The sequence below is a fragment of the Streptomyces sp. A0642 genome, from assembly GCF_004795105.1.
Lineage (GTDB): Bacteria > Actinomycetota > Actinomycetes > Streptomycetales > Streptomycetaceae > Streptomyces.
In genome coordinates this window covers 739,763-761,893 of record NZ_SSBL01000002.1, presented here as the reverse complement: position 1 = coordinate 761,893, position 22,131 = coordinate 739,763, and the positions used below count along the sequence as shown (strand labels likewise).

Sequence of the window (22,131 nt, the reverse complement as noted above, 5' to 3'; positions counted from 1 at the left end):
CGGCCCCGTCCGGACGGCTTCCCCCTCCCGCGGGAATCCCGGGGAAAGCGCCCACCGGCGGGAACGGACAAGTCACACAAGCACGTTGAACAGTGGTAATTCGTATTCTGCGCCGAAGAGGTGCGAAACGGGAGTATTCCCCTGGTCGGGGAGGGATACGCCCTTCGCGGACCCTCGCGTCGGGCCCGTCGGAAGATGTGCCAGAGTTGCCACGTCCGGGCTTCGAGCACGTACCGTACGGCGAAACAGACGGGACAGCCGGGACACCGGGAAGGGGCAGCTGGGTTGACCACGCACGCACCGCAGGCGACGCAGTCCGTCACGCTGCCTGCCTCGCTGGACGAGGCCGTGGCGGCACTCGGCGCCATGCCCGCCGCCGTCCCCGTGGCAGGCGGCACGGACCTGATGGCGGCCGTCAACAAGGGACTCCTGCGCCCCTCCGGGCTGGTCGGCCTCGGCCGGATCAGCGAGCTGCGAGGCTGGCACTACCAGGACGGCCACGCCCTGCTCGGCGCCGGGCTCACCCACGCGCGCATGGGGCGGCCCGACTTCGCCGCCCTCATCCCCGCCCTCGCCGCCTCCGCCCGCGCGGCGGGCCCGCCCCAGATCCGCAACGCCGGCACCCTCGGCGGCAACATCGCCACCGCCGCGGCGACCGGCGACGCCCTGCCGGTGCTCGCCGCCCTGGAGGCCGAGCTCGTCATCGCCGGCCCCGGCGGCGCGCGCCGCGAGATCCCGGTCTCGCACCTGCTGGCGGGCCGCGAGATGCTGGAGCCCGCCGAGCTGATCGGCTTCGTCCGCGTGCCGCTGCTGCACGCCCCCCAGGTCTTCCTCAAGGCGACCGGACGCACCGGCCCGGGCCGGGCCACCGCCTCCGTCGCGATCGTGCTCGACCCGGCCCGGCGCGGGGTGCGCTGCGCGGTCGGCGCCATCGCGCCGATGCCGCTGCGGCCGCTGGAGGCCGAGCGCTGGATCGCCTCACTGATCGACTGGGACGGCGAACGGGGCCTCGCCCCCGACGCGCTGGCCGCCTTCGGCGAGTACGTCGCCGCGGCCTGCATCCCGGACCAGGCGCCACCCGCCGACGGGGGAGAGGCACCACCGCTGCCCCCCGCCGTACTGCACCTGCGGCGCACCGTCGCCGCGCTGGCCCGACGAGCGCTGGGGAGGGCACTGTCGTGAGCAACGAGGACCACGCCGATCAGCACGGGCGCTGGGAGCCGACCCCGCAGGGCGGCGAGTACGACGCCGAGGCGACCGCCTTCGTCCACCTGCCGCCGGAGGACCTGGCGAACATTCCGCTGGCCGCGCCCGGCCAGGGGTACGTGCCGCCGATGATCCTTCCGCTGACGCCCGCGGCCGGTCTCGACCCGGCGGCCACCGGCAACTGGGTCGTCGCGACCCCCGACCAGCCCGACGAGCAGGAACCGGGCGCCGGGCCCGCCGCCGTGCACTGGCCGGACCCGAACCAGCAGCAGACGTCGTACGGATACCCGCAGGCGTCCCAGGACTACCCGGACCCGTACACCGGGACCCAGGCCGCCACCGGCCAGTGGAACTTCGCCGAGAACGAGGGCCCCGTCGAGGCGGCCGGTCACACCGGACAGTGGACGATCCCGGTCGCCGACGGTGAGCTCCCGGAGGAGTCCGGCGAATTCTCGGCCTCCGCGCTGGCCGCCGGCTGGTACCAGGACCGCACCCCGCCGGCCACCCTGCCGGGCGGTGCGCCCGCACCGTGGGCGACGCAGGAGCCGCAGCCCGCGGCCACGGAGACCCCGGCGCGGGGGACGGACCTCGGCCCGCTGCCGGAGTCCGCCGCCGAAGCACCGGCCGAAGCACCGGCCGAAGCACCGGCCGAGGCCCCCGCGGAGGAGCCCGGTGCGGACCCGGTCGCGGACGGCACGGCGGAAGCCGTCCCGGGCACGCCCGACGACCTCGCGCACCGGAGCCCGGCGGAGGAGACCGCCCCGGACACGGCCCCCGAGGACGCGCCGGAGCAGCCCGAGGCTTCAGCGCCGGACGGCGTCGTCCCGGACGATGCCGCGTCCGACGGCCCGGCCCCCGACGACGCGGTCGCGGACGCCCCGCCCGCCGCCCCCGCGTTCGACCTGCCCAGCGAACACCCCGCCGCCTCCTACGTGCTGCACGTGAACGGCGCCGACCGGCCCGTCACCGACGCCTGGATCGGCGAGTCGCTGCTCTACGTGCTCCGCGAGCGCCTCGGCCTCGCCGGCGCCAAGGACGGCTGCTCCCAGGGCGAGTGCGGTGCCTGCAACGTCCAGGTGGACGGCCGTCTCGTCGCCTCCTGCCTGGTCCCCGCGGCCACGGCGGCGGGCAGCGAGGTCCGCACGGTCGAGGGCCTGGCCGTCGACGGAGAGCCGTCCGACGTCCAGCGCGCCCTGGCGGACTGCGGAGCCGTCCAGTGCGGCTTCTGCATCCCCGGCATGGCGATGACCGTCCACGACCTGCTGGAGGGCAACCACGCCCCCAGCGAACTGGAGACCCGCCAGGCGCTCTGCGGCAACCTCTGCCGCTGCTCCGGCTACCGAGGCGTGCTCGACGCCGTCAACGAGGTCATCGCGGGCCGGGAGGCCGCCTCCGAGGGGGCCGCGGCACCCGAGCCGGGATCCGGGGACCCGGACGGGGCGCGCATCCCGCACCAGGCGGCACCGGGTGCCGGTAGTGTGCAGGCCCATCTGCAGGACGGAGGCATGGCGTGAGCAACGACGCGGCCACCGCCGCCGGGGCGACCCACACGGCGATCAGCATCCCGTCGCTGGACGGTCCGGGCGGCCCCGGCGCCGAGCAGCCGCTGCTCGGCATCGGCGCCTCCCTGCCGCCCGCCGACGCCCGCGCCAAGACCGAGGGCACGTTCCCGTACGCCGCCGACCTGTGGGCCGAGGGTCTGCTCTGGGCGGCCGTGCTGCGCTCCCCGCACCCGCACGCCCGCATCCTGTCCATCGACACCTCGGCCGCGGCCGCGATGCCCGGCGTGCGCGCGGTCGTCACCCACGAGGACGTCCCCGGCGACAGCGCCTACGGCCGGCGCGTCGTCGACCGCCCCGTCTTCGCGTCCGACCTGGTCCGCCACCACGGCGAGGCGATCGCCGCGGTCGCCGCCGACCACCCGGACACCGCCCGGCTGGCCGCCGCCGCGATCACCGTCGAGTACGAGGTGCTGGAGCCGGTCACCGACCCGGAGAAGGCGTTCGCCGCCGAGCCCCTGCACCCCGACGGCAACCTGATCCGCCACATCCCGCTGCGCTACGGGGACCCGGAGATCACCGGCGAGGTCGTCGTCGAGGGCCTGTACCGCATCGGCCGCCAGGACCCGGCGCCGATCGGCGCCGAGGCCGGGCTCGCCGTGCCCCGCCCCGACGGCGGCGTGGAGATCTACACCGCGTCCACCGACCCGCACACCGACCGCGACCTCGCCGCCGCCTGCTTCGGCCTCGAACCGGACCGGGTGAAGGTCGTCGTCACCGGGGTGCCCGGCGCGACCGGCGACCGCGAGGACCCCGGCTTCCAGATCCCGCTCGGCCTGCTCGCCCTGCGCACCGGCTGCCCGGTCAAGCTGGCCGCCACCCGCGAGGAGTCCTTCCTCGGCCACGCGCACCGCCACCCCACCCTGCTGCGCTACCGCCACCACGCGGACGCCGAGGGCCGCCTCGTCAAGGTCGAGGCCCAGATCCTCCTGGACGCGGGCGCCTACGCCGACGCCTCCTCGGAGTCCCTGGCCGCCGCGGTCGCCTTCGCCTGCGGTCCGTACGTCGTGCCGCACGCCTTCATCGAGGGCTGGGCGGTCCGTACGAACAACCCCCCGTCCGGCCATGTCCGGGGCGAGGGCGCGATGCAGGTCTGTGCCGCGTACGAGGGGCAGATGGACAAGCTGGCCGCCAAGCTCGGCATCGAGCCGGCCGAGCTGCGGATGCGCAACGTCCTGTCCACCGGCGACATCCTGCCCACCGGACAGACGGTGACCTGCCCCGCTCCGGTAGCGGAACTCCTGCGTTCCGTACGCGACTTCCCCCTCCCCTCGCTGCCCAAGGACGCCCCGGAGGACGACTGGCTGCTGCCCGGCGGCCCCGAGGGCGCGGGCGAGCCCGGAGCCGTGCGGCGCGGGGTCGGGTACGCGCTGGGCATGGTCCACATGCTCGGCGCCGAGGGCACGGACGAGGTCTCCACGGCCACCGTCCGGGTCCACGACGGCGTCGCCACCGTCATCTGCGCCGCGGTCGAGACGGGGCAGGGCTTCTCCACGCTGGCGCGGCAGGTCGTGCAGGAGACGCTCGGCATCGAAGAGGTGCACGTCGCGTCCGTCGACACCGACCAGCCCCCGGCCGGTCCCGCGACGCACGGCCGCCACACCTGGGTCTCCGCCGGAGCGGTCGAACGCGCGGCGAAGATGGTCCGGACCCAGCTGCTCCAGCCGCTGGCCCACAAGTTCGGCATGTCCACCGAGCTGCTCCAGATCGCCGACGGGAAGATCACCAGTTACGACGGCGTGCTCTCCACGACCGTCATGGAGGCGATGGACGGCAAGGAGCTCTGGGCCACCGCCCAGTGCCGCCCCCACCCCACCGAGCCGCTCGACGAGTCCGGCCAGGGCGACGCCTTCGTCGGCCTCGCGTTCTGCGCGATCCGCGCGGTGGTGGACGTCGACATCGAGCTCGGCTCCATCCGTGTCGTCGAGATGGCGCTCGCCCAGGACGTCGGCCGGGTCCTGAACCCCTCCCAGCTGGCGACCCGGATCGAGGCGGGTGTCACCCAGGGCATCGGGGCCGCCCTGACGGAGAACCTCCGCAGCGCCCGCGGTCTCGTCCGCCACCCCGACCTGACGGGCTACGCCCTGCCGACGGCCCTGGACGCCCCGGACATCCGCATCGTCAAGCTCGTCGAGGAACGCGACGTGGTGGCACCGTTCGGCGCCAAGCCCGCCTCGGCCGTGCCGGTCGTCACCTCCCCGGCCGCGGTGGCGGCGGCGGTCCGCTCGGCCACCGGCCGCCCGGTCAACCGCCTCCCGATCAGGCCGCAGGCGGCCGTCGCCGCCCCCAAGCCCTGACCGGGCCCGCCCGCGAAACGCCGCCGCCCGCCCCTCTGTGTGAGGGGCGGGCGGCGGGCCTGGGAGACCGTGACCGGATTCGAACCGGTGTAACTCGAGTTGCAGTCGAGCCCCTGAGCCTCTCGGGCACACGGTCGTGCGTTGGTGGGACGTCCCGACCGTAGGCCCGGGGCGGTGCGGCGTACAAGGGTGCGGGCCGCCGTGCAACGCGACTGCCACACCGCGTTCACGATCGGGCGGGGCGGAGATCCACGCGCGGGGCCCCCGCGACCGGCGGTCCTACGACCAACGGACGAGGAGCGGAGCGACCGGCGACAGGGCCCATCCCGGTTATTGCCCCTTACTCTAGGGCTCATGACCGCCCTGGAACCGCGTGACGCCGATGTCTCGCCGCCCCGCCTCGAAGACACCGACGACACCCCGGGGACAGCGGTGGCCGCAGCGCCCGACGGCGTCCTCGGACGCGCCTACCGGGCGCTCAGCATCGGCATCGTCTCCGTGGTGTTCCTGATCGCCTTCGAGGCGACCGCGGTGGGGACCGCCATGCCGGTCGCCGCCCGCGAGCTGCACGGCATCCCGCTGTACGCGTTCGCGTTCTCGGCGTACTTCACCACCAGCCTCTTCGCCATGGTGCTCTCCGGGCAGTGGGCCGACCGGCGCGGGCCGCTCGCCCCGCTCGCCACCGGGATCAGCGCCTTCGGCGCGGGGCTGCTGCTGTCCGGGACCGCGGGCACCATGTGGATGTTCATCGCGGGCCGTGCCGTGCAGGGGCTCGGCGGCGGCCTGGTGATCGTCGCGCTGTACGTGGTGATCAGCCGGGCCTACCCGGAGCACCTGCGCCCGTCGATCCTGGCCGCATTCGCCGCGAGCTGGGTGATCCCGTCCGTCGTCGGGCCGCTGGCCTCCGGCAGCGTCACCGAGCACCTCGGCTGGCGCTGGGTCTTCGTCGGCATCCCGGTGCTGATCGTCTTCCCGCTGGCGCTCGCGCTGCCCGCGATCCGCCGGACGGCGTCGGGGCCCGCCGACCCGGCGGCGCCCGTCGAGCCGTACGACCGCCGGCGCATCGTGCTCGCGCTGGGCATCTCGCTGGGCGCCGGTCTGCTCCAGTACGCCGGGCAGGAGCGGAACTGGTTCTCCCTGCTGCCGGCCGCCGCCGGAGCCGCCCTGCTCGTCCCCGCGATCCGCGGGCTGCTCCCCCCGGGCACCGGCCGCGCGGCACGCGGGCTGCCCGCGGTGGTGCTGCTGCGCGGGGTGGCGGCGGGATCGTTCATCGCCGCCGAGTCGTTCGTCCCGCTGATGCTGGTCACCCAGCGCGGGATGTCCCCCACGATGGCCGGACTCTCGCTCGCCGCCGGCGGCGGGACCTGGGCGCTGGGCTCGTACGTACAGTCCCGGCCGCGTTTCGAACCGCATCGCGACCGGATGATGGTGGGCGCCATGGTGCTCGTCGCGGCGGCGATCGCGGCGGCTCCGGCCGTGCTGATCGAGTCGGTGCCGGTCTGGACCGTGGCGGTGGCCTGGGCGTTCGGCTGCTTCGGCATGGGCGTGGTGATCGCCGCGACCAGCGTGCTGCTGCTGAAGCTGTCCGCGCCCGAGGAGGCGGGCGCGAACTCCGCGGCCCTGCAGATCTCCGACGGCCTCTCCAACGTCCTGCTGCTCGCCGCGGGCGGCGCGGCGTTCGCGGCGCTGGGCGGGGGAGCGGTGGGGGCGGCGCACGAGGCGGTGCGCGCGGGCGCCTCCGGCTCGCACCCCGGGGCGTTCGCGGTGGTCTTCCTGCCGATGGCGGGGGTGGCGCTGGCGGGCGCGTGGGTGGCCGCACGGGTGCGGCAGCCCTGACGCGTGCCGAAAGGGTCCCACCCGGCGGTGCGGTCGGCGGCATACGCGCCGCCCGCCCGGCGTGCGCGGCCTTCCCGGCGAGCGAGGGGGCCGAGCCACGCCCCGGCACCGATGCGGCGGAACGCCTGGTCATCGCCGTTGCCCCGGGCGGGAGGGGCGAGGCGGGGGCGTCGCCCACGGGCCGCGGGAACGGGTCGTCGACGCGGTGTGAGAGCCGTCGCACTTACGGACGGGGCGGCGCAGTCCGAGGCGGATCGCACCCCGCCCCCCGGTAGGGTGGCCCGGTTGTCGTATCGCGTGCGGGCCCGTCCCGGTCCGCGCGGCACCCCACGTACCCGAGAGACCCGAACCGGAGACCGTGACTACTACCGCCTCCCACCACCTCTCACCCGCCTTTCCCGGCCGCGCCCCCTGGGGCACGGCCGGGAAGCTGCGAGCCTGGCAGCAGGGCGCCCTCGAGAGGTACATCCAGGAGCAGCCGCGCGACTTCCTCGCGGTCGCGACCCCCGGCGCCGGGAAGACGACCTTCGCGCTGACCCTCGCCTCATGGCTGCTCCACCACCACGTCGTGCAGCAGATCACCGTCGTCGCGCCCACCGAGCACCTGAAGAAGCAGTGGGCGGAGGCGGCCGCCCGGATAGGAATCAAGCTCGATCCCGAGTACAGCGCGGGCCCCGTGAGCAAGGAGTACCACGGGGTCGCGGTCACGTACGCGGGCGTCGGCGTCCGCCCGATGCTGCACCGCAACCGGTGCGAGCAGCGCAAGACGCTGGTCATCCTCGACGAGATCCACCACGCCGGCGACTCGAAATCCTGGGGCGAGGCGTGCCAGGAGGCGTTCGACCCGGCGACCCGGCGGCTCGCCCTCACCGGCACGCCGTTCCGCTCGGACACCAACCCGATCCCCTTCGTGGCGTACGAGGAGGGCAACGACGGCATCCGGCGCTCCTCGGCCGACTACACCTACGGCTACGGCAACGCGCTGGCCGACGGCGTCGTCCGGCCCGTGATCTTCCTCAGCTACAGCGGCAACATGCGCTGGCGCACCAAGGCCGGTGACGAGATCGCCGCCCGGCTCGGCGAGCCCATGACCAAGGACGCCATCGGGCAGGCCTGGCGCACCGCGCTGTCGCCCACCGGCGACTGGATCCCCAACGTCCTGAGCGCCGCCGACAAGCGCCTCACCGAGGTCCGCAAGGGCATCCCCGACGCGGGCGGACTCGTGATCGCCACCGATCAGGAGTCGGCGCGCGAGTACGCCAAGATCCTCAAGAAGGTGACCGGCGAGAAGCCCACCGTCGTCCTCTCCGACGAGAAGGCCGCGTCGAAGAAGATCGACACGTTCACCGAGGACGGATCACGCTGGATGGTCGCCGTCCGGATGGTGTCGGAGGGTGTCGACGTGCCGCGCCTGGCCGTCGGCGTGTACGCCACCACCATCTCGACGCCGCTCTTCTTCGCCCAGGCCGTCGGCCGCTTCGTGCGCTCCCGCAGGCGCGGCGAGACCGCGTCCGTCTTCGTCCCCACCATCCCGATGCTCCTCGACTTCGCCAACGAGATGGAGGTCGAACGGGACCACGTCCTCGACAAGCCCAAGAAGGGCAGCGACGAGGAGAACCCGTTCGCCGAGGAGGACAAGCTCCTCTCCGACGCCGAGAAGCTGGAGGACGAGGAGACCGAGGAGCAGCTGCCCTTCGAGGCGCTGGAGTCCGACGCGGTCTTCGACCGGGTGCTGTACGACGGAGCCGAGTTCGGCATGCAGGCCCACCCGGGCAGCGAGGAGGAGCAGGACTACCTCGGCATCCCGGGTCTGCTGGAGCCCGACCAGGTCCAGCTGCTGCTCCAGAAGCGGCAGACCCGGCAGATCGCGCACAGCAGGCAGAAGCCGGCCTCGGAGGCGGACCTGCTGGAGAAGCCGGCCGAGGACCGGCCGGTGGTCACGCACAAGCAGCTGCTGGGGCTGCGCAAGCAGCTGAACACCATGGTGTCCGCCTACACCCACCAGAGCGGCAAGCCGCACGGCGTCATCCACACCGAGCTGCGCCGGGTGTGCGGCGGGCCGCCGAGCGCGGAGGCCACGGCCGGACAGATCGAGCAGCGGATCAAGAAGGTCCAGGAGTGGGCCACCCGCATGACCTGAGCGGACCCGGGCGTACACCGGCGCGGCGCACCGGCCCGGGGCAGGGACATCCGTCCCCGCCCCGGGCCGGCGTCATGCGCGGGCCGCTACCAGACGTGCGAAGCGGACTGGACGGACGTCGCCACGCACGGCACGGTGGCGGACGTCGGGGACGAGGCCACGATCTGCAGTGACCAGTTGGTGGAGCTCGGGGGAGTGGGCAGCACCACGGAGTTGGTGCTGTTGCCCGCCGCGAGCGTGCCCGAGGTGAGCTTCAGCGGGCCGAGGGTGATCGGATTGCCGCCGCTCATACCCGGGTTGGTCTTGGCGGAGAACTGGACCTGACTGGTGACGCCGCCCACGGTCTTGGTGAGCTTGAGCGTCGTGGTGATGCTGTTCGGGTCGGCACTCGTGCCGACCGGCATCGTGATCGCCGACGAGGTGATCTTGATGGTCTTGGTCGTGCCGTTGTCGGCGGCGGTCAGGGTGGCGAGACCACTGCCCCAGGAGCCGCAGTTGTAGGTGGCCGTTGCGACGAGCGGGGTCACCGCGGAGGCCGTCGGGGCGGTGAGGGCGAGCAGTCCGGCGGTCGAACATCCCGCCGCCAGGATCAGCGGCAGACGTCTTCGTCCGGACGTGCGGGTGGAAGAGATCGACATGACGGGTGGAACTCCTTCCGGTGTGAATTCCGCGGATCCGACGTTTTGCCGCACCGTCTGGCTGCGCTCGGTGCATTCGCTGGACGTGCGGATCTGCGTGCCGGGCCCGGCATGTCGGGTGCAGTGAAACGGTGATCTTCGAAGAAGTCAACAGAGAGGCGAAAAACCTCTTCCGCAATCCCTGCGGGGCATTTCCCGAAAAGGATCAAACGGCCTTCTCTTGACTTCTGTGGACGTGAGCTCCTCAATGTGCGCAATCAATGGTCCATGAAAGGGTGTCAGGTGATCCGACGACGAAGACCCGGTGTGACCGGTCTGCTCGCGGCCTGTTTCGTACTGTCACTGGGCTGCGTCGGGGCGACGGCCGCACCGTCCCCGCCCGCCGTGCCGAGGGCCACGGCCGGGACCGTCACCCCGACCGTGCACTGCGTCCTGCCCGCGGGCCAGGGCGAGGCGACGGGGCCGCAGGAGATGACCGTCGAACTGTCGCCGGCCGTCGTCGAGCCGGGCGGCAAGGTGCACGCCAGGGTGACGCTGGGCCCGTCCCCGGCCACCAGCGGCCTCGCCCTGGACGACGTGCCCACCATCCCCAGCCTGGACCTGGCGATGACCGGCGGGGCCACCGGCACCGTCACCGTGCGGGGCGCCGAGCTCGTCATGGACATCCCGGCCGGAGTGCCCATCGAGATCCCGGCCTACGAGGGCGACTTCCTGGTCCCGGCGGACGCCTCGGGCGAGATCTCGCTGGCTCCGGTCCGTACGCTGACGCAGACCAAGGTGCTCGGATCGGTCTTCGAGACGCCCTGCGACGTCGTCGGGGGCGGCGGTCCGGTCGGCACGGTCACCGCGGAGGGCTCCGCTTCCGAGCCCGCCACCCTGACCGCCCCCGCCGCCCCGGTGCGCCCCCACACCGAGGTGAAGCTGGGCGGTTCGGGATGGACCCCCGACGCCGCCGCCGTGCCGTCGCTGTGCGCGGTGGGCGGCGGGGGCTGCGATCCGCTGAAGTTCACCGCCCACACCCTGAGGATCGACTCCTACGGCACGCTCACCGGCACCGCGACCCTCGGCGAGGCCGGAGCCGTACCCGACGGCCGCTACGAGGTGAAGGTCAACGACGGCACGAAGGAGGCCACCGCCCCCCTGACCGTCGAGGCGGTCGCGGCCGGCAACCGGGAGATAGAGCTGTCGGCGGCCAGCGGACCGGTCGGCAGCGTGATCACCGTCAGTGGCCGCAACTACAACCCGGACCGGTGGATCAACGTCGTCGGCCTCGACGCCGCGGGCACCACGCTCGACGACAGCGCGGTCTACGTGAAGAGCGCCGCGGACGGCACCTTCGCCGTCGAGTTCACCGTCATCTCCGACGCCGTCGCCGCCGTCCAGGCCGACGAGGGCAACGACCCGGCGACCGTGCGGACCGCCCCGTTCACCGTCACCACCGGCGGCGGCGGAGGTGGCGGCACCGCCGAGCAGCGGCTGGGCACCCAGGTCAGGGCGGGCACGCTGTCCATGACCCAGGAGGGCGACACCGTCGACTTCGGCACCACGGTCCTGGGCTCCGGCGGCGTGGCGCAGACCGCGCGGCTCAACGGAGTGGAGGTCGAGGACGCCCGCGGCGTCAACAGCGGCTGGTCCCTGACCGCCACCCTCACCGGTTTCACGAGCGCCGACGGGTCCGTCATCCCGGCCCACGCCGTGCGCTGGACACCGTCCTGCTCGGCGCAGGCCGGCAGCGTGGGGACCCCGGTGGCCGGAGCGCCCACGGCGCTCGGGATCGAGGCGGCGAGCCTCTGCCGGGTGGACCCGGACGGATCACGTCCGTTCACCGGCGGGAAGTTCGACGCCGACGCGGATCTCGCCCTCACCGTTCCCGAGTTCACCCGGCCCGGAGATTACAGCGCCACCCTGACCCTGACCCTGCTGTAAACCCCGGGCCCGGCTGTAAAGGGCCGTCAGGGAAAGCGCCGACGACGCCCGTCTGTTCCGTACGGAAAGGGAACAGGCGGGCGTTGCCCATTCCGTATTCGGATCAGTCGCATTCCGATTCCCATGGAGGAGCCGCATGTTCGCGCATCGCAGACCCACCGGAAGACCGGGCCGCCCCGTGTGGCGCCGCGCCGTCGCCCTCGGCGCCGGAGCCGTGCTCGCCTGGACCGGAGGAGCCGTCGCGCTCGCACCCCTCGCCCACGCCGGCACCGTCACCCCCACCGTCCACTGCACCCTGCCCGCCGGGCAGGGTGAGGCGACCGGGCCGCAGCAGTTCAGCATCGAACTCACGCCCGACGTCGTCGACCCGGGTGGCAAGGTCCATGCCAAGGTGGCGCTCGGCCCGTCCCCCGCCACCAGCGGACTCACCCTCAACGACGTGCCCACCACCCCGAGCGTCGACCTCGCCATGTCCGGCGGCGCCACCGGCACGGTCACCGTCACCGGCCCCGAGGTCAGCCTCGACATCCCGTCCGGGAAGCCGATCGAAATCCCGCCCTACGAAGGGGACTTCCTCCTCCCCGCAAACGCGAGCGGCCCGATCACCTTCACCCCGCTGCGCAACCTCACCCGCACGAAGGTGCTCGGTTCCACGTACGAGACGGCCTGCGCGGTCACCGCGGGCGGAGGCTCCATCGGCACCGTGGCGGCGGAGGGCAGCGCCGGTCAGCCGGCCACCCTCATCGCCCCCACCACACCGGCCCGGCCCTCCACCTCCCTCGCCCTGTCCGGCAGCCGCTGGACCGTGGGAGCCACCCCCGTGCCTTCGCTGTGCGCGGCGGACGGCGGCGGCTGCGACGCCGGGAAGTTCGCGAGCAGTTCCCTCGCGATCAACGGTTCGGGCCAGCTGACCGGCAGCGCCGTGCTCGCCCCGGCGGGCACGGTGCCGGACGGCTCGTACCTCCTGAAGGTCGGCGACGGTACGAAGGAGGCCACCGCACCCCTGACCGTCCGGGCGTTCGTCCCCGACGGGCCCCGCGCGATCGCGCTGTCCCGCGGCAGCGGACCGGTCGGCAGCGTCATCACCGTCACCGGCAGCGACTACCAGCAGGACCGGTGGATCAACACCGTCGGCCTCGACGCGAGCGGAACGACGCTCGACGACACGGCCGTCTACGTGAAGAGCCGCCCGGACGGCACGTTCGCCGTGGACTTCACCGTCTCGGACCCGGCGATCGCCGCGATCCAGGTCGACGAGGCCAACGACCCCGCGACCCTGCTCACCGCGCCGTTCACGGTGACCGAGGCCACGGCGACGCTCTCCGCGGGCGCGGCCAAGGTCAAGCCCGGCGGGACGATCGGCATCTCCGGCGGCGGCTGGCCCTCCGGCGTCACCCCTGCCGCCGCGCTGTGCGCGGCGGACGGCAGCGGCTGCGACGCGGCCCGGATCAGCGGCTCGACCCTGCGGATCGCCGCCGACGGCACCCTGACCGGTACGGTCACCGCCGCCGCCTCCACCCCTCGCGGCGTCTACGCCCTCCAGGTCACGGCGGGCGGCTCGCAGGCCCTGACCCAGCTGACCGTCGCCCCGACCTTCCTCGTCCTCACCCCGGCCGCCGGGCCGAAGGGGACCGCGGTCACCGTGCTCGGCCAGGGCTTCGCCAAGGTCGCGACGGTGTCGATCGTCGGGCTGCGGGCGAACGGCTCGCAGACCTCCGACCCGGTGCGCACCAAGGTGGTCGGCCTCGACGGTGCGTTCTCGCAGACGTTCACCGTCAACGCGGCCGACACCGTCGCCCTCCGCGTCCGCGAGGTCCTCGTCAACCCGCGTACGGAGACGGCCGCGTTCACCGTCCAGGACGGCACCGCCCCGGCCGGCGCCTCCTTCGCGCTCTCGCCGCCCGAGGGACCGCCCGGCACGGTGGTCCAGGTGACCGGCCGGGGCTTCGCACCCGTCGCCACGGTCTCCGTCACCGGACGCACCGCCGACGGGAAGCAGACCTCCGACTCCTACGTCACCCGGGTCATCGGACTCGACGGCACCTTCGCCCTCAACTTCACCGTCCGGGACCCGGCCACGAGGGCGATCCGGGCCTGCGAGGTACTCGTCAACGGAAAAACCGTCCAGCAATTGTTCACAGTGAGTTAACGCCGGTTCACGTCCGGTGTACGGAGCGTCGCGGGGGAGTCGGCCGACGAGGACGCGCGTAGATGCGCGCCCTCCGGTCGACGCCCCGCTGACCGGCGCTTATGCGAGCGAGGCCCGGGCGTGCCTTCGTGAACGCCCGGATTCTGGACGAGGTCTTCCGCTGAGCGGACTGGCTCGCTACTGTCCCAAAAACGTGAACGCCCCGTGGCAGCGCCGCCGCGGAGCGCAGCCGGTGCCTTGGCCAGGCCGGCGGCCTCTCCGTGCGTCGCCGCTGGGACCGGTGGCGCACAATCCGTGGGAACAGCCGCCGCCGCTCACCGAAGAGGAGAGGGCGTCGTGACCGCGGAGACCTCCCAGACGCTCGACCGGGGACTGCGTGTCCTCAAGCTGCTCGCCGACACCGACCACGGCCTGACGGTCACCGAGTTGTCCAACAAACTCGGCGTCAACCGCACCGTGGTCTACCGTCTGCTCGCCACCCTGGAACAACACACCCTGATCCGCCGTGACTTGGGTGGCCGGGCACGAGTCGGCCTGGGCGTCCTGCGCCTGGGCCGCCAGGTGCACCCGCTCGTCCGGGAGGCCGCGCTGCCCGCGCTGCGTTCCCTGGCCGAGGACATCGGGGCCACTGCCCACCTCACGCTGGTCGACGGCACGGACGCGCTGGCGGTCGCGGTCGTCGAGCCCACCTGGACGGACTACCACGTGGCCTACCGGGCCGGCTTCCGCCACCCGCTGGACCGGGGCGCCGCGGGCCGGGCGATCCTCGCCGCCCGCCAGAAGCCGGTGGGCGAGACGGCGTTCACGCTCACCCACGGAGAACTGGAAGCGGGGGCGAGCGGGGCCGCGGCCGCGCTGATGGGGGTGACGGGGGTCGAGGGCAGCGTCGGCGTGGTGATGCTCGCGGACGCGGTCCCGGAACGGGTGGGGCCGCGGGTGGTGGACGCGGCCCGAGAGGTCGCGGACGCCCTTCGCTAGCGACCCCCTCGCGGGGGGCGGCGCGTTGTCGTGGTTGCCCTTGTCCGGGGCGGGCCCCTTGCGGGGGGCGGGGCGCTTTGTTTTGGTTGCCCTTTTCCGGGGCGCGGGGTTCCGTCCTCAAGCGCCGGACGGGCTTGGGGTGTGCGGGGCCCCTGCGGGGTGCGGCACTTTGCTTTGGTTGCCCTTTTCCGGCGCGGAGGGTTCCGTCCTCAAGCGCCGGACGGGCTTGAAGGGTGCGGGTGCTCCGCGTTGCGGAGGCGCGGTACCCCGGTGGGTGGGGGTTCGGGGTCCCTCCGGGGCGTCTCCTCGAACGACGAACGTTCGGCGGGTACGCAGCCGCATCCGGGTCGATGTTCGTCGTCCTGCGGGGACTCCCCTGCACGCCCCCGAACCCTGCCCGTCTTGCGTCTGCGGCAGTCGTCTCGCCGGTGTGCACACGCGACCGAGGCCGGGTGGGGGCGTGCAGGGGAGTCCCCGCAGGAAATGGCGTACGACTCGGGTCGTTTTCCCACCCGCCCGCACATGCCATTTCTGAGGAGTCTCCCCGGAGGGCCCCCACCCCCACCCACCGGACATGGGCGCACCCCGCACAACACGACGCACCCGCACCACCACAGCCCGTCCGGCGCTTGAGGACGGAACCGGCGCGCCGGAGCACGGAGCACCGCGGAGCACCCGCACCCCGCAAGGGGACCCGCACCGCGCAAGGGGACCCGCCCCCGCGAGGGTCGCCGGGCGGGCTGGAGGGGGCTGCGGCGGGGCGGCCCGTTAGATTGGGGCGGTGCTCACACGTCGCTCCCGCACCCTCGCCCTCTGCGCCCTCCCCGTTCTCGCCCTCTTCGGCGCAGCCGCCTTCGCGCCGCTGCCGTTCACGCTGGCGCAGCCGGGGACGACGGCGAACGTGCTCGGCGACGACGACGGCACCCCTGTGATCAGCATCCAGGGCACTCCCACCCGCCCCACCAAGGGGCAGCTGCGGATGACGACGATCGTGGCCACCGCGCCCACCGCCGACGTGGGGCTCGGTGACGTGATCGACAGCTGGTTCCGTACGGACCGGGCGGTCATGCCGCGGGATTCCGTGTACCCCTCCGGCGGCTCCGAGAAGGAGATCGAGAAGCACAACCTCGACGACATGGCGAAGTCGCAGGACTCCGCGGTCGACGCCGCACTCCACTACCTCGGCAAGAAGCCCGGTTCGGTCGACGTGACCCTGCACCTCGCCGACGTGGGCGGCCCCAGCGCCGGCCTGTTCTTCGCGCTCGGCATCGTCGACAAGCTCGACGGCGACGGCTCGGGCGGCGACCTGACCGGCGGCCGCACGATCGCCGGCACGGGCACCATCGAGGCGGACGGGGAGGTCGGCGCGGTCGGGGGCGTCTCGCTCAAGACCCAGGCCGCCCGCCGGGACGGGGCGAGTGTCTTCCTCGTACCGAAGGCGGAGTGCAAGGAGGCGAAGTCCGAGCTTCCGAAGGGTCTTCGCCTGATCCCCGTCACGACTCTGAAGGGCGCGGTGGACTCGCTGCGGGCGCTGGACCACGGGGGGAAGATCCCGGGCTGCTGACACCGGCCGGGTCCGCCACACGACCGTCGGGCTCACCGGCCGGCGGGTCGTCCATCGCCCGCCAGGCCGGGAACACCACCGGGCCCAGGGTCGCGATCAGGTAGACCGCTCCCATCGCCAGCAGCGCCCCCGACGCGCCCGCGCTCTCCACCAGCAGGCCGGCCGCCAGGCCGCCCACCGGCATGGCCAGCTCGCAGCCCGCGGTGATCGCGCCGGAGACCCGGCTGCGAAGCGCGTCGGGCACGCTGCCGTAGATCACCGTCGTCAGGATCGGGTTCAGGACGCCGCCGGCGATCCCGCTCAGCGCCATCGTCGCGGCGAGGGGAAGGGTCGTACCGGTAAGGGCGGCGACCAGGAACCGCGGCGCCCCGCACAGCACGACGCACACGGCGAACACGGCTCGCCGCGAGCACCGGTGCCCCACCGCCCCGTACAGCAGGGCCCCGGTCAGTCCGCCCGCCCCGAACAGCGCGGTGAGCAGGCCGAGATCACGCGCCCCGCCCAGTTCGGCCGAGGCGTGCACCGGGAGGAGGACGGCGTTCCATCCCTGGTCGGTGCCGTTCATGAACAGGACCATCACCACGATGCCCAGCAGCAGCCGGCTGCCGAACAAGTAGGCGTAGCCCTCGCGCAGTTCACGCCGGTAGGTGCGCAGCGAGACGGGCGCGGCGGTCTTCAGCGGCTCGGCCGCGCGCACGCCCCGTACCCCCGCCGCGATCAGCGCGGCTGAGACCAGGAACGTCGCCGCGTCCAGCAGTAGCACGGTCTCCGCGCCGACCAGCGCGATCAGTACGCCGGCCAGCGCCGCCCCGGTCATCCGGGCCCCGCGCGACACCGCGTCGAAGAGGCTCGCGGCACGGGCGAGCGTGGTGCCCGCGTGCTCGGCCAGGTCGGGCACGAGGACGTAGCGCGCGGTGTTGCCCGGGGTGTGGAAGAGCCCGTTGAGGGCCATCAGGGCGCAGAGCATCCAGAAGGCGAGGGCGTTGGCGTAGTACAGCAACGGGACGGCGGCGACGGCGAGTCCGCACACCGTGTCGGAGACGACGGAGACCCGCCGCCGGCCTGCCCGGTCGATGACGGGGCCGCCGATCAGGGCGGCGAGCACGATCGGCAGGGTCGCGCAGAAGGCGACGAGTCCGGCCCGGCCCGCGCTCCCGGTGGTTTCGAGGACGAACCACGGGACGCCGATCAGGGTGAGTGAAGTGCCCGCTGTCGAGATGGAGTTGGCGGCGAGCACCGCGATCAGCGGCAGTCGCCCCGGCTTGGTGTTCGTCCCCCCGCCCACGCCTACGCCGTCCGGGGCGCGCGCACCGGCAGGGCGGCGTGGGCGGGTATCACGCGCAGGCCCAGTTCGACCATGGTCCAGCCCAGCCGGGTCCGCAGGTCCTTGTGCGGGGTGGTGCAGTGCCGTGCCGACCGGAACTCGTCTGCCTGGGCGTGCAGTTCGGCGGAGCGGATGCGGTGGAGCTGAAGGTGCGTCTCGGGATGCATGGCTGGTGGTCCCTTCAGTCGGTGGGGCGCGGGAAGATGTGCAGATGGGTGCGGACGACGGCGGAGCCCTCGGTGTCCTCGGGGACGCGGCCGCGGTAGCTGTTGACCAGGGCGTGGATCTTGTCGGACAGCTCCGTGGCGAGTTCCGGGGTGAGCCGCACCTTGAAGTCGCTGAGGTCCGAGGCCGCGTACCACTCCTGGGGCCACTCGTGCATCGTGCCGAGCCAGGTGCTCAGCTCCTGCCCGTGCACCGTCGCGACCTCGTGGAGGACGAGCCCCATGGCGCCGCGGACCTCGGGGTCGGGGTCGTTCATGAACTCGGGGCCGAAGGCGGCGCCGGCGTGTACGGCCCGCCACCAGCGCTCGCGCCCCTTGCCGCGCGCCGGGTCGTCCTCGACGAACCCGTACGTGGCGAGCTGGCGCAGGTGGTAGCTGGTCGCGCCGCTGGACTCGCCGAGGCGGTCGGCGAGGCCTGACGCGGTCGCGGGCCCGAACTCCCGCAGGGCGTTGAGCAGCCTGATGCGCAGGGGGTGGGCGAGTCCGCGCAGGGTGCGGGCGTCGATGCTGAGGACCTTGGGGTTCTCGGTGGTTCCGGCCCGGTCGTCGGGCTCCGTCGTTGGCATGCCCCAACCATAGAGATGCAAAGGGAGCTTTGCAACGGGTCTTTGCAAGCTTTCTTTGCAACTCGGGGTGCTCGCGGAAGTCCCGGCTCAGACGGTGTCCCGCGCCGCCTGTTCGACGAGCGGGATGATGCGCAGGGGGACGGGGTTCTCCATGACGATGGCCGTGGAGGCCCGGACGATGCCGTCGAATCCGACGACGCGGTCGATCACCCGCTGGAGATCGGCGTTGGAACGGGCCACCAGCCGGCAGAGCATGTCGCCGTGCCCGGTGGTCGTGTGCAGCTCCAGTACCTCCGGTACGCCGCCCAGGTGGGCCCGGACGTCGGCGCCCTGGCCCTGTTTGATCTCCAGCGTCGCGAAGGCGGTCACCGGATAGCCGAGGGCCGCCGGGTCCACGTCCGGACCGAAGCCGCGGATGACGCCGTTCGACTGAAGGCGGTCGAGGCGCGCCTGCACCGTCCCGCGTGCCACGCCCAGCCGGCGCGATGCCTCCAGGACGCCGATCCGGGGCTCGCGTGCCAGCAGCACGATGAGCCGCCCGTCCAGGTGATCGATTGCCACGGCCGGCCTCCGAGGGGCGCTGTGATGGTCATCATGTACAGATAGCCCGCTCATCCTCGCGAGGTGGTGGGCACATTGCCCAGCGATTTCGCGAACTGTTGCGCACCTTGCGAAGCGGCGGGAACCTTCGGACATGACTGAGACGATGCACAGCACCCCCGGCACGGGGCTCGGCGGCCAAGGAACAGATGAAGAGCCGAGGCGGAGCGAAGCGGAGCGGCGGGCCGATCCCTTCCCGGTCAAGGGCATGGACGCCGTCGTCTTCGCCGTCGGCAACGCCAAGCAGGCCGCGCACTACTACTCGACGGCCTTCGGCATGAAGCTGGTCGCCTACTCCGGACCGGAGAACGGCAGCCGCGAAACCGCCAGTTACGTCCTGACCAACGGCTCCGCCCGCTTCGTGTTCACCTCCGTCATCAAGGCGTCCACGGACCACGGCCGCTTCCTCGCCGCACACGTGGCCGAGCACGGCGACGGCGTCGTCGACCTCGCCATCGAGGTCCCCGACGCCCGGGCCGCGTACGCCTATGCCGTCGAGCACGGCGCCCTCGGTCTCACCGAGCCGCACGAGGTCAAGGACGAGCACGGCACGGTCGTCCTGGCCGCCATCGCCACGTACGGCAAGACCCGCCACACCCTCGTCGAGCGTTCCGGTTACGACGGCCCCTACCTCCCCGGCTTCGCCGCCGCCGACCCGATCGTCGAGCCGCCGGCCAAGCGCACCTTCCAGGCCGTCGACCACTGCGTCGGCAACGTCGAACTCGGCCGGATGAACGAGTGGGTGGGCTTCTACAACAAGGTCATGGGCTTCACCAACATGAAGGAGTTCGTGGGCGACGACATCGCCACCGAGTACTCCGCGCTCATGTCCAAGGTCGTCGCCGACGGCACGCTCAAGGTCAAGTTCCCGATCAACGAGCCGGCCGTCGCCAAGAAGAAGTCGCAGATCGACGAGTACCTGGAGTTCTACGGCGGCGCCGGCGTCCAGCACATCGCGCTCGCCACCAACGACATCGTCGCCTCCGTGAAGGCGATGCGTGCGGCCGGCGTCCAGTTCCTCGACACCCCGGACTCGTACTACGACACCCTGGGCGAGTGGGCCGGTGAGACCCGGGTGCCCGTGGAGACCCTCCGCGAGCTGAAGATCCTCGTCGACCGCGACGAGGACGGCTACCTGCTGCAGATCTTCACCAAGCCGGTCCAGGACCGGCCGACCGTCTTCTTCGAGATGATCGAGCGACACGGCTCGATGGGCTTCGGCAAGGGCAACTTCAAGGCCCTCTTCGAGGCGATCGAGCGCGAGCAGGAGAAGCGCGGCAACCTCTGATCCGCAAGAGGGCACGGAACGGGCGGGCCGGACATCCGGCCCGCCCGTTCCGCCGTGCGGGTACGGGGCGTCAGCGGGCCGCCGGCGACTGCGGGGCCGACGGCTTCGCCGGGGTGCGCGCGGCGGCGTTCGCGACGGCCTTCGGCGCTTCCGCCTTCGCCCGCTTCCCCGGCGGACCGGCCGCCGGGGCCGGGCCCGCGGCCTCACCGGGAGCCGGCGCGGGCTCCCCGGCCGGGGCGTCGGGCGCCTCGGGACCGGCCTCCGGTCCGGCCTCGGGACCGGCCCCCGGTGACGGCTCCTGCGAGGGTTCCGGGGCGGGGGGCGCGGCCGGCCGCATGTCCTGCGGACCGCCCGCCGGGGGCTGCCCCAGCGCGTCCAGCGCCTCCCGGGCCCGCGGCGCGTCCAACGGCGAGAACTGCGGGTTGGTGCGCAGCGCCTCCTCCAGATGGCGGCGGGCCGGACCGAAGTCCTTCAGCGCTCGCTGGACCATGCCGAGGTGGTACGCGAACGAGGCGTTCTGCCCACCGGAGTCGACCGCCCGCTCGGCGTACTCGAGCGCCGCGTCCGGATCGCCGGAGCGGTGCAGCGCCCAGCCCAGCGCATCGGCCACCGCCGCGCTGTGGTGGCCGCGGTCCCACTCCGCCCGCAGCAGTTCCACCGCCGCGGCCGCGTCGCCGTGAGCGGCCTCGAAGCGGCCCAGGAGCAGGGACTCGTCCACGCCCCGCGCCTTCTCGCGGGCCAGGGCCTCGCGCAGCTTCGTGTACTGGCCCGCCGAGTCGCCGTCCAGGCCGAGCGACTCGTACAGCTCACCCAGCTCCAGCAGGTAGGCCGGGTCCGGAGACTTCTTCAGCGCCGCCTGGTAGTCGCGCTGGGCCTCGTCCGTGCGCCCGAGGGCCGCCAGCGCACGCGCCCGGCCGGCGAGGGACGGGTGATGGGCGGGGTCGGTGCGCAGCGCGGCCCCGTACTGGGCCACGGCCTCCTCCGGCTCACCCCGCTCCCAGGCCAGCTCGCCCAGCCTGGACAGACAGGCGGCCTTCTCCGCCGGGGTCTTCGCCCGGTTCGCGGCGTCCTGCGCGGTGGCCAGCGCGTCCTCACGCCACCCGCGGTCCCGGTACATCTCCGCGGTCAGCCCCAGCGACGGCACACCGGAGCGCAGCGCCGCGTACTTCTCCACCGCCTTGGTCGCCGACTTGTAGTCGCCCAGGCCGTTGTACGCGTCGATCAGCTCCGGGTACACGGCCCACTGCCCGGGCTGCCGGGCCCGGACCGTCTCGCCCCACTTCTTCGCCGACGCGTAGTCGTGCCGGGCGTTGGCGAGCGAGGCGAGACCCACCCAGGCCGCCTCGTTCCCGCGCTCACCGGGCCGCACGTTCAGGGACCGCTTCAGCGCCTGCTCGGCGCGGGTGTAGTACGCCGCGTCGGAGGCCCGCCGCCCCCGCTCCACGTACGCCGACCCGAGCACCGCCCACGACCGCGCGTCCGACGGATGCGTGCCCACCCACTTCTGCCGGTCCCCGATCAGCGCCGTCAGATCGGGGAGCGAGACGGGGGAGCCCGCGGCCGTCGCGCTCATCGCCCGCGAGACCGGGCCCGGCAGGGGTGGTGCCGCGTCCTGGTCGTCGTCGGGCACCGCGACCACCGCACCCGTCACCAGCACCGCCCCCGCCACCACACCGAACGCGGCTCTGCGCAGGGAGGTGCGGAGCGTGGCGGGCGGTGGCTCGGCCAGGGACGCGAGGCCGGGCGGGGACTCGTGGGGTGCGCGGGGAGCATCGAGGTCATGGTCCGGCCCGGGGGCCGGCGGGGTCTGCCGTGACGTGTCGTCCATGCCGATCA

16 protein-coding genes and 1 tRNA gene are annotated in these 22,131 nt (G+C 73.3%); 10 read left to right on the top strand and 7 right to left on the bottom strand.

Annotated elements, in window-relative coordinates:
* The first annotated feature begins 285 nt into the window (after nucleotides 1-285).
* Genes E6R60_RS07075 through E6R60_RS07065 form a run of 3 tightly spaced genes read left to right on the top strand, consistent with a single transcriptional unit; the run spans nucleotide 286 to nucleotide 5,062 of the window.
* Complete coding sequence (locus tag E6R60_RS07075) at nucleotides 286-1,182, top strand: FAD binding domain-containing protein (RefSeq protein ID WP_136325522.1); 897 nt, start codon at nucleotides 286-288, stop codon at nucleotides 1,180-1,182.
* Entirely contained in the window at nucleotides 1,179-2,720 is a 1,542-nt protein-coding gene (locus E6R60_RS07070; RefSeq protein WP_136325521.1) for a 2Fe-2S iron-sulfur cluster-binding protein, read from the top strand. Before E6R60_RS07075 ends, E6R60_RS07070 begins: the two co-directional genes overlap by 4 nt.
* Nucleotides 2,717-5,062, top strand: coding sequence for a molybdopterin cofactor-binding domain-containing protein (locus E6R60_RS07065; RefSeq protein ID WP_136325520.1), 2,346 nt, complete (start codon nucleotides 2,717-2,719; stop codon nucleotides 5,060-5,062). The genes E6R60_RS07070 and E6R60_RS07065 overlap by 4 nt, the downstream gene beginning before the upstream one ends.
* A 64-nt stretch (nucleotides 5,063-5,126) precedes the next feature.
* Here E6R60_RS07065 and E6R60_RS07060 read toward each other — a convergent pair.
* Nucleotides 5,127-5,198, bottom strand: a tRNA-Cys gene (locus E6R60_RS07060).
* 218 nt (nucleotides 5,199-5,416) lie between these two features.
* Here E6R60_RS07060 and E6R60_RS07055 point away from each other — a divergent pair.
* Together E6R60_RS07055 and E6R60_RS07050 are read left to right on the top strand one after the other, a co-directional pair.
* Complete coding sequence (locus E6R60_RS07055; protein ID WP_136325519.1) at nucleotides 5,417-6,898, top strand: MFS transporter; 1,482 nt, start codon at nucleotides 5,417-5,419, stop codon at nucleotides 6,896-6,898.
* Nucleotides 6,899-7,256: 358 nt separating this feature from the next.
* Nucleotides 7,257-9,038 carry a DEAD/DEAH box helicase gene (locus E6R60_RS07050; RefSeq protein ID WP_136325518.1) on the top strand — a complete coding sequence of 594 codons (1,782 nt, stop codon included), beginning with the start codon at nucleotides 7,257-7,259 and terminating at the stop codon, nucleotides 9,036-9,038.
* 86 nt (nucleotides 9,039-9,124) lie between these two features.
* Here E6R60_RS07050 and E6R60_RS07045 read toward each other — a convergent pair whose 3' ends face one another.
* A complete protein-coding gene (locus E6R60_RS07045) occupies nucleotides 9,125-9,676 on the bottom strand; it encodes a hypothetical protein (protein ID WP_136325517.1) in 552 nt (183 codons plus the stop codon).
* A gap of 306 nt (nucleotides 9,677-9,982) precedes the next feature.
* Between E6R60_RS07045 and E6R60_RS07040 the strand changes: the two genes are divergently transcribed.
* The 4 genes from E6R60_RS07040 (at nucleotide 9,983) to E6R60_RS07025 (ending at nucleotide 16,293) form a co-directional block, all read left to right on the top strand.
* Nucleotides 9,983-11,602, top strand: a complete 1,620-nt coding sequence (locus tag E6R60_RS07040) for a hypothetical protein (protein WP_136325516.1) — start codon at nucleotides 9,983-9,985, stop codon at nucleotides 11,600-11,602.
* 136 nt (nucleotides 11,603-11,738) lie between these two features.
* Nucleotides 11,739-13,751, top strand: a complete 2,013-nt coding sequence (locus tag E6R60_RS07035; RefSeq protein WP_136325515.1) for a hypothetical protein — start codon at nucleotides 11,739-11,741, stop codon at nucleotides 13,749-13,751.
* A gap of 336 nt (nucleotides 13,752-14,087) precedes the next feature.
* Nucleotides 14,088-14,729, top strand: a complete 642-nt coding sequence (locus E6R60_RS07030; protein ID WP_024489166.1) for a helix-turn-helix domain-containing protein — start codon at nucleotides 14,088-14,090, stop codon at nucleotides 14,727-14,729.
* Between the two features lie 781 nt (nucleotides 14,730-15,510).
* Nucleotides 15,511-16,293, top strand: coding sequence for a S16 family serine protease (locus E6R60_RS07025; RefSeq protein ID WP_136325514.1), 783 nt, complete (start codon nucleotides 15,511-15,513; stop codon nucleotides 16,291-16,293).
* Here the strand turns inward: E6R60_RS07025 and E6R60_RS07020 are convergent.
* The 4 genes from E6R60_RS07020 to E6R60_RS07005 all read right to left on the bottom strand — a co-directional run bounded on the left by E6R60_RS07020 (nucleotide 16,223) and on the right by E6R60_RS07005 (nucleotide 18,968).
* Nucleotides 16,223-17,578 (bottom strand): MFS transporter, encoded by a 1,356-nt coding sequence (locus E6R60_RS07020; protein WP_136325513.1) that lies wholly within the window; start codon nucleotides 17,576-17,578, stop codon nucleotides 16,223-16,225. The genes E6R60_RS07025 and E6R60_RS07020 overlap by 71 nt on opposite strands.
* A gap of 2 nt (nucleotides 17,579-17,580) precedes the next feature.
* Entirely contained in the window at nucleotides 17,581-17,784 is a 204-nt protein-coding gene (locus E6R60_RS07015) for a hypothetical protein (protein WP_136325512.1), read from the bottom strand.
* Between the two features lie 14 nt (nucleotides 17,785-17,798).
* Nucleotides 17,799-18,407 carry a helix-turn-helix domain-containing protein gene (locus E6R60_RS07010; RefSeq protein WP_136325511.1) on the bottom strand — a complete coding sequence of 203 codons (609 nt, stop codon included), beginning with the start codon at nucleotides 18,405-18,407 and terminating at the stop codon, nucleotides 17,799-17,801.
* 87 nt (nucleotides 18,408-18,494) lie between these two features.
* A complete protein-coding gene (locus E6R60_RS07005) occupies nucleotides 18,495-18,968 on the bottom strand; it encodes an Lrp/AsnC family transcriptional regulator (protein WP_136325510.1) in 474 nt (157 codons plus the stop codon).
* A gap of 247 nt (nucleotides 18,969-19,215) precedes the next feature.
* On the opposite strand from E6R60_RS07005, the gene hppD reads away from it, so the two are divergent.
* A complete protein-coding gene (gene hppD / locus E6R60_RS07000) occupies nucleotides 19,216-20,295 on the top strand; it encodes a 4-hydroxyphenylpyruvate dioxygenase (RefSeq protein ID WP_206309333.1) in 1,080 nt (359 codons plus the stop codon).
* A gap of 70 nt (nucleotides 20,296-20,365) precedes the next feature.
* Here hppD and E6R60_RS06995 read toward each other — a convergent pair whose 3' ends face one another.
* Complete coding sequence (locus E6R60_RS06995; protein WP_136325508.1) at nucleotides 20,366-22,123, bottom strand: tetratricopeptide repeat protein; 1,758 nt, start codon at nucleotides 22,121-22,123, stop codon at nucleotides 20,366-20,368.
* Nucleotides 22,124-22,131: the final 8 nt, after the last annotated feature.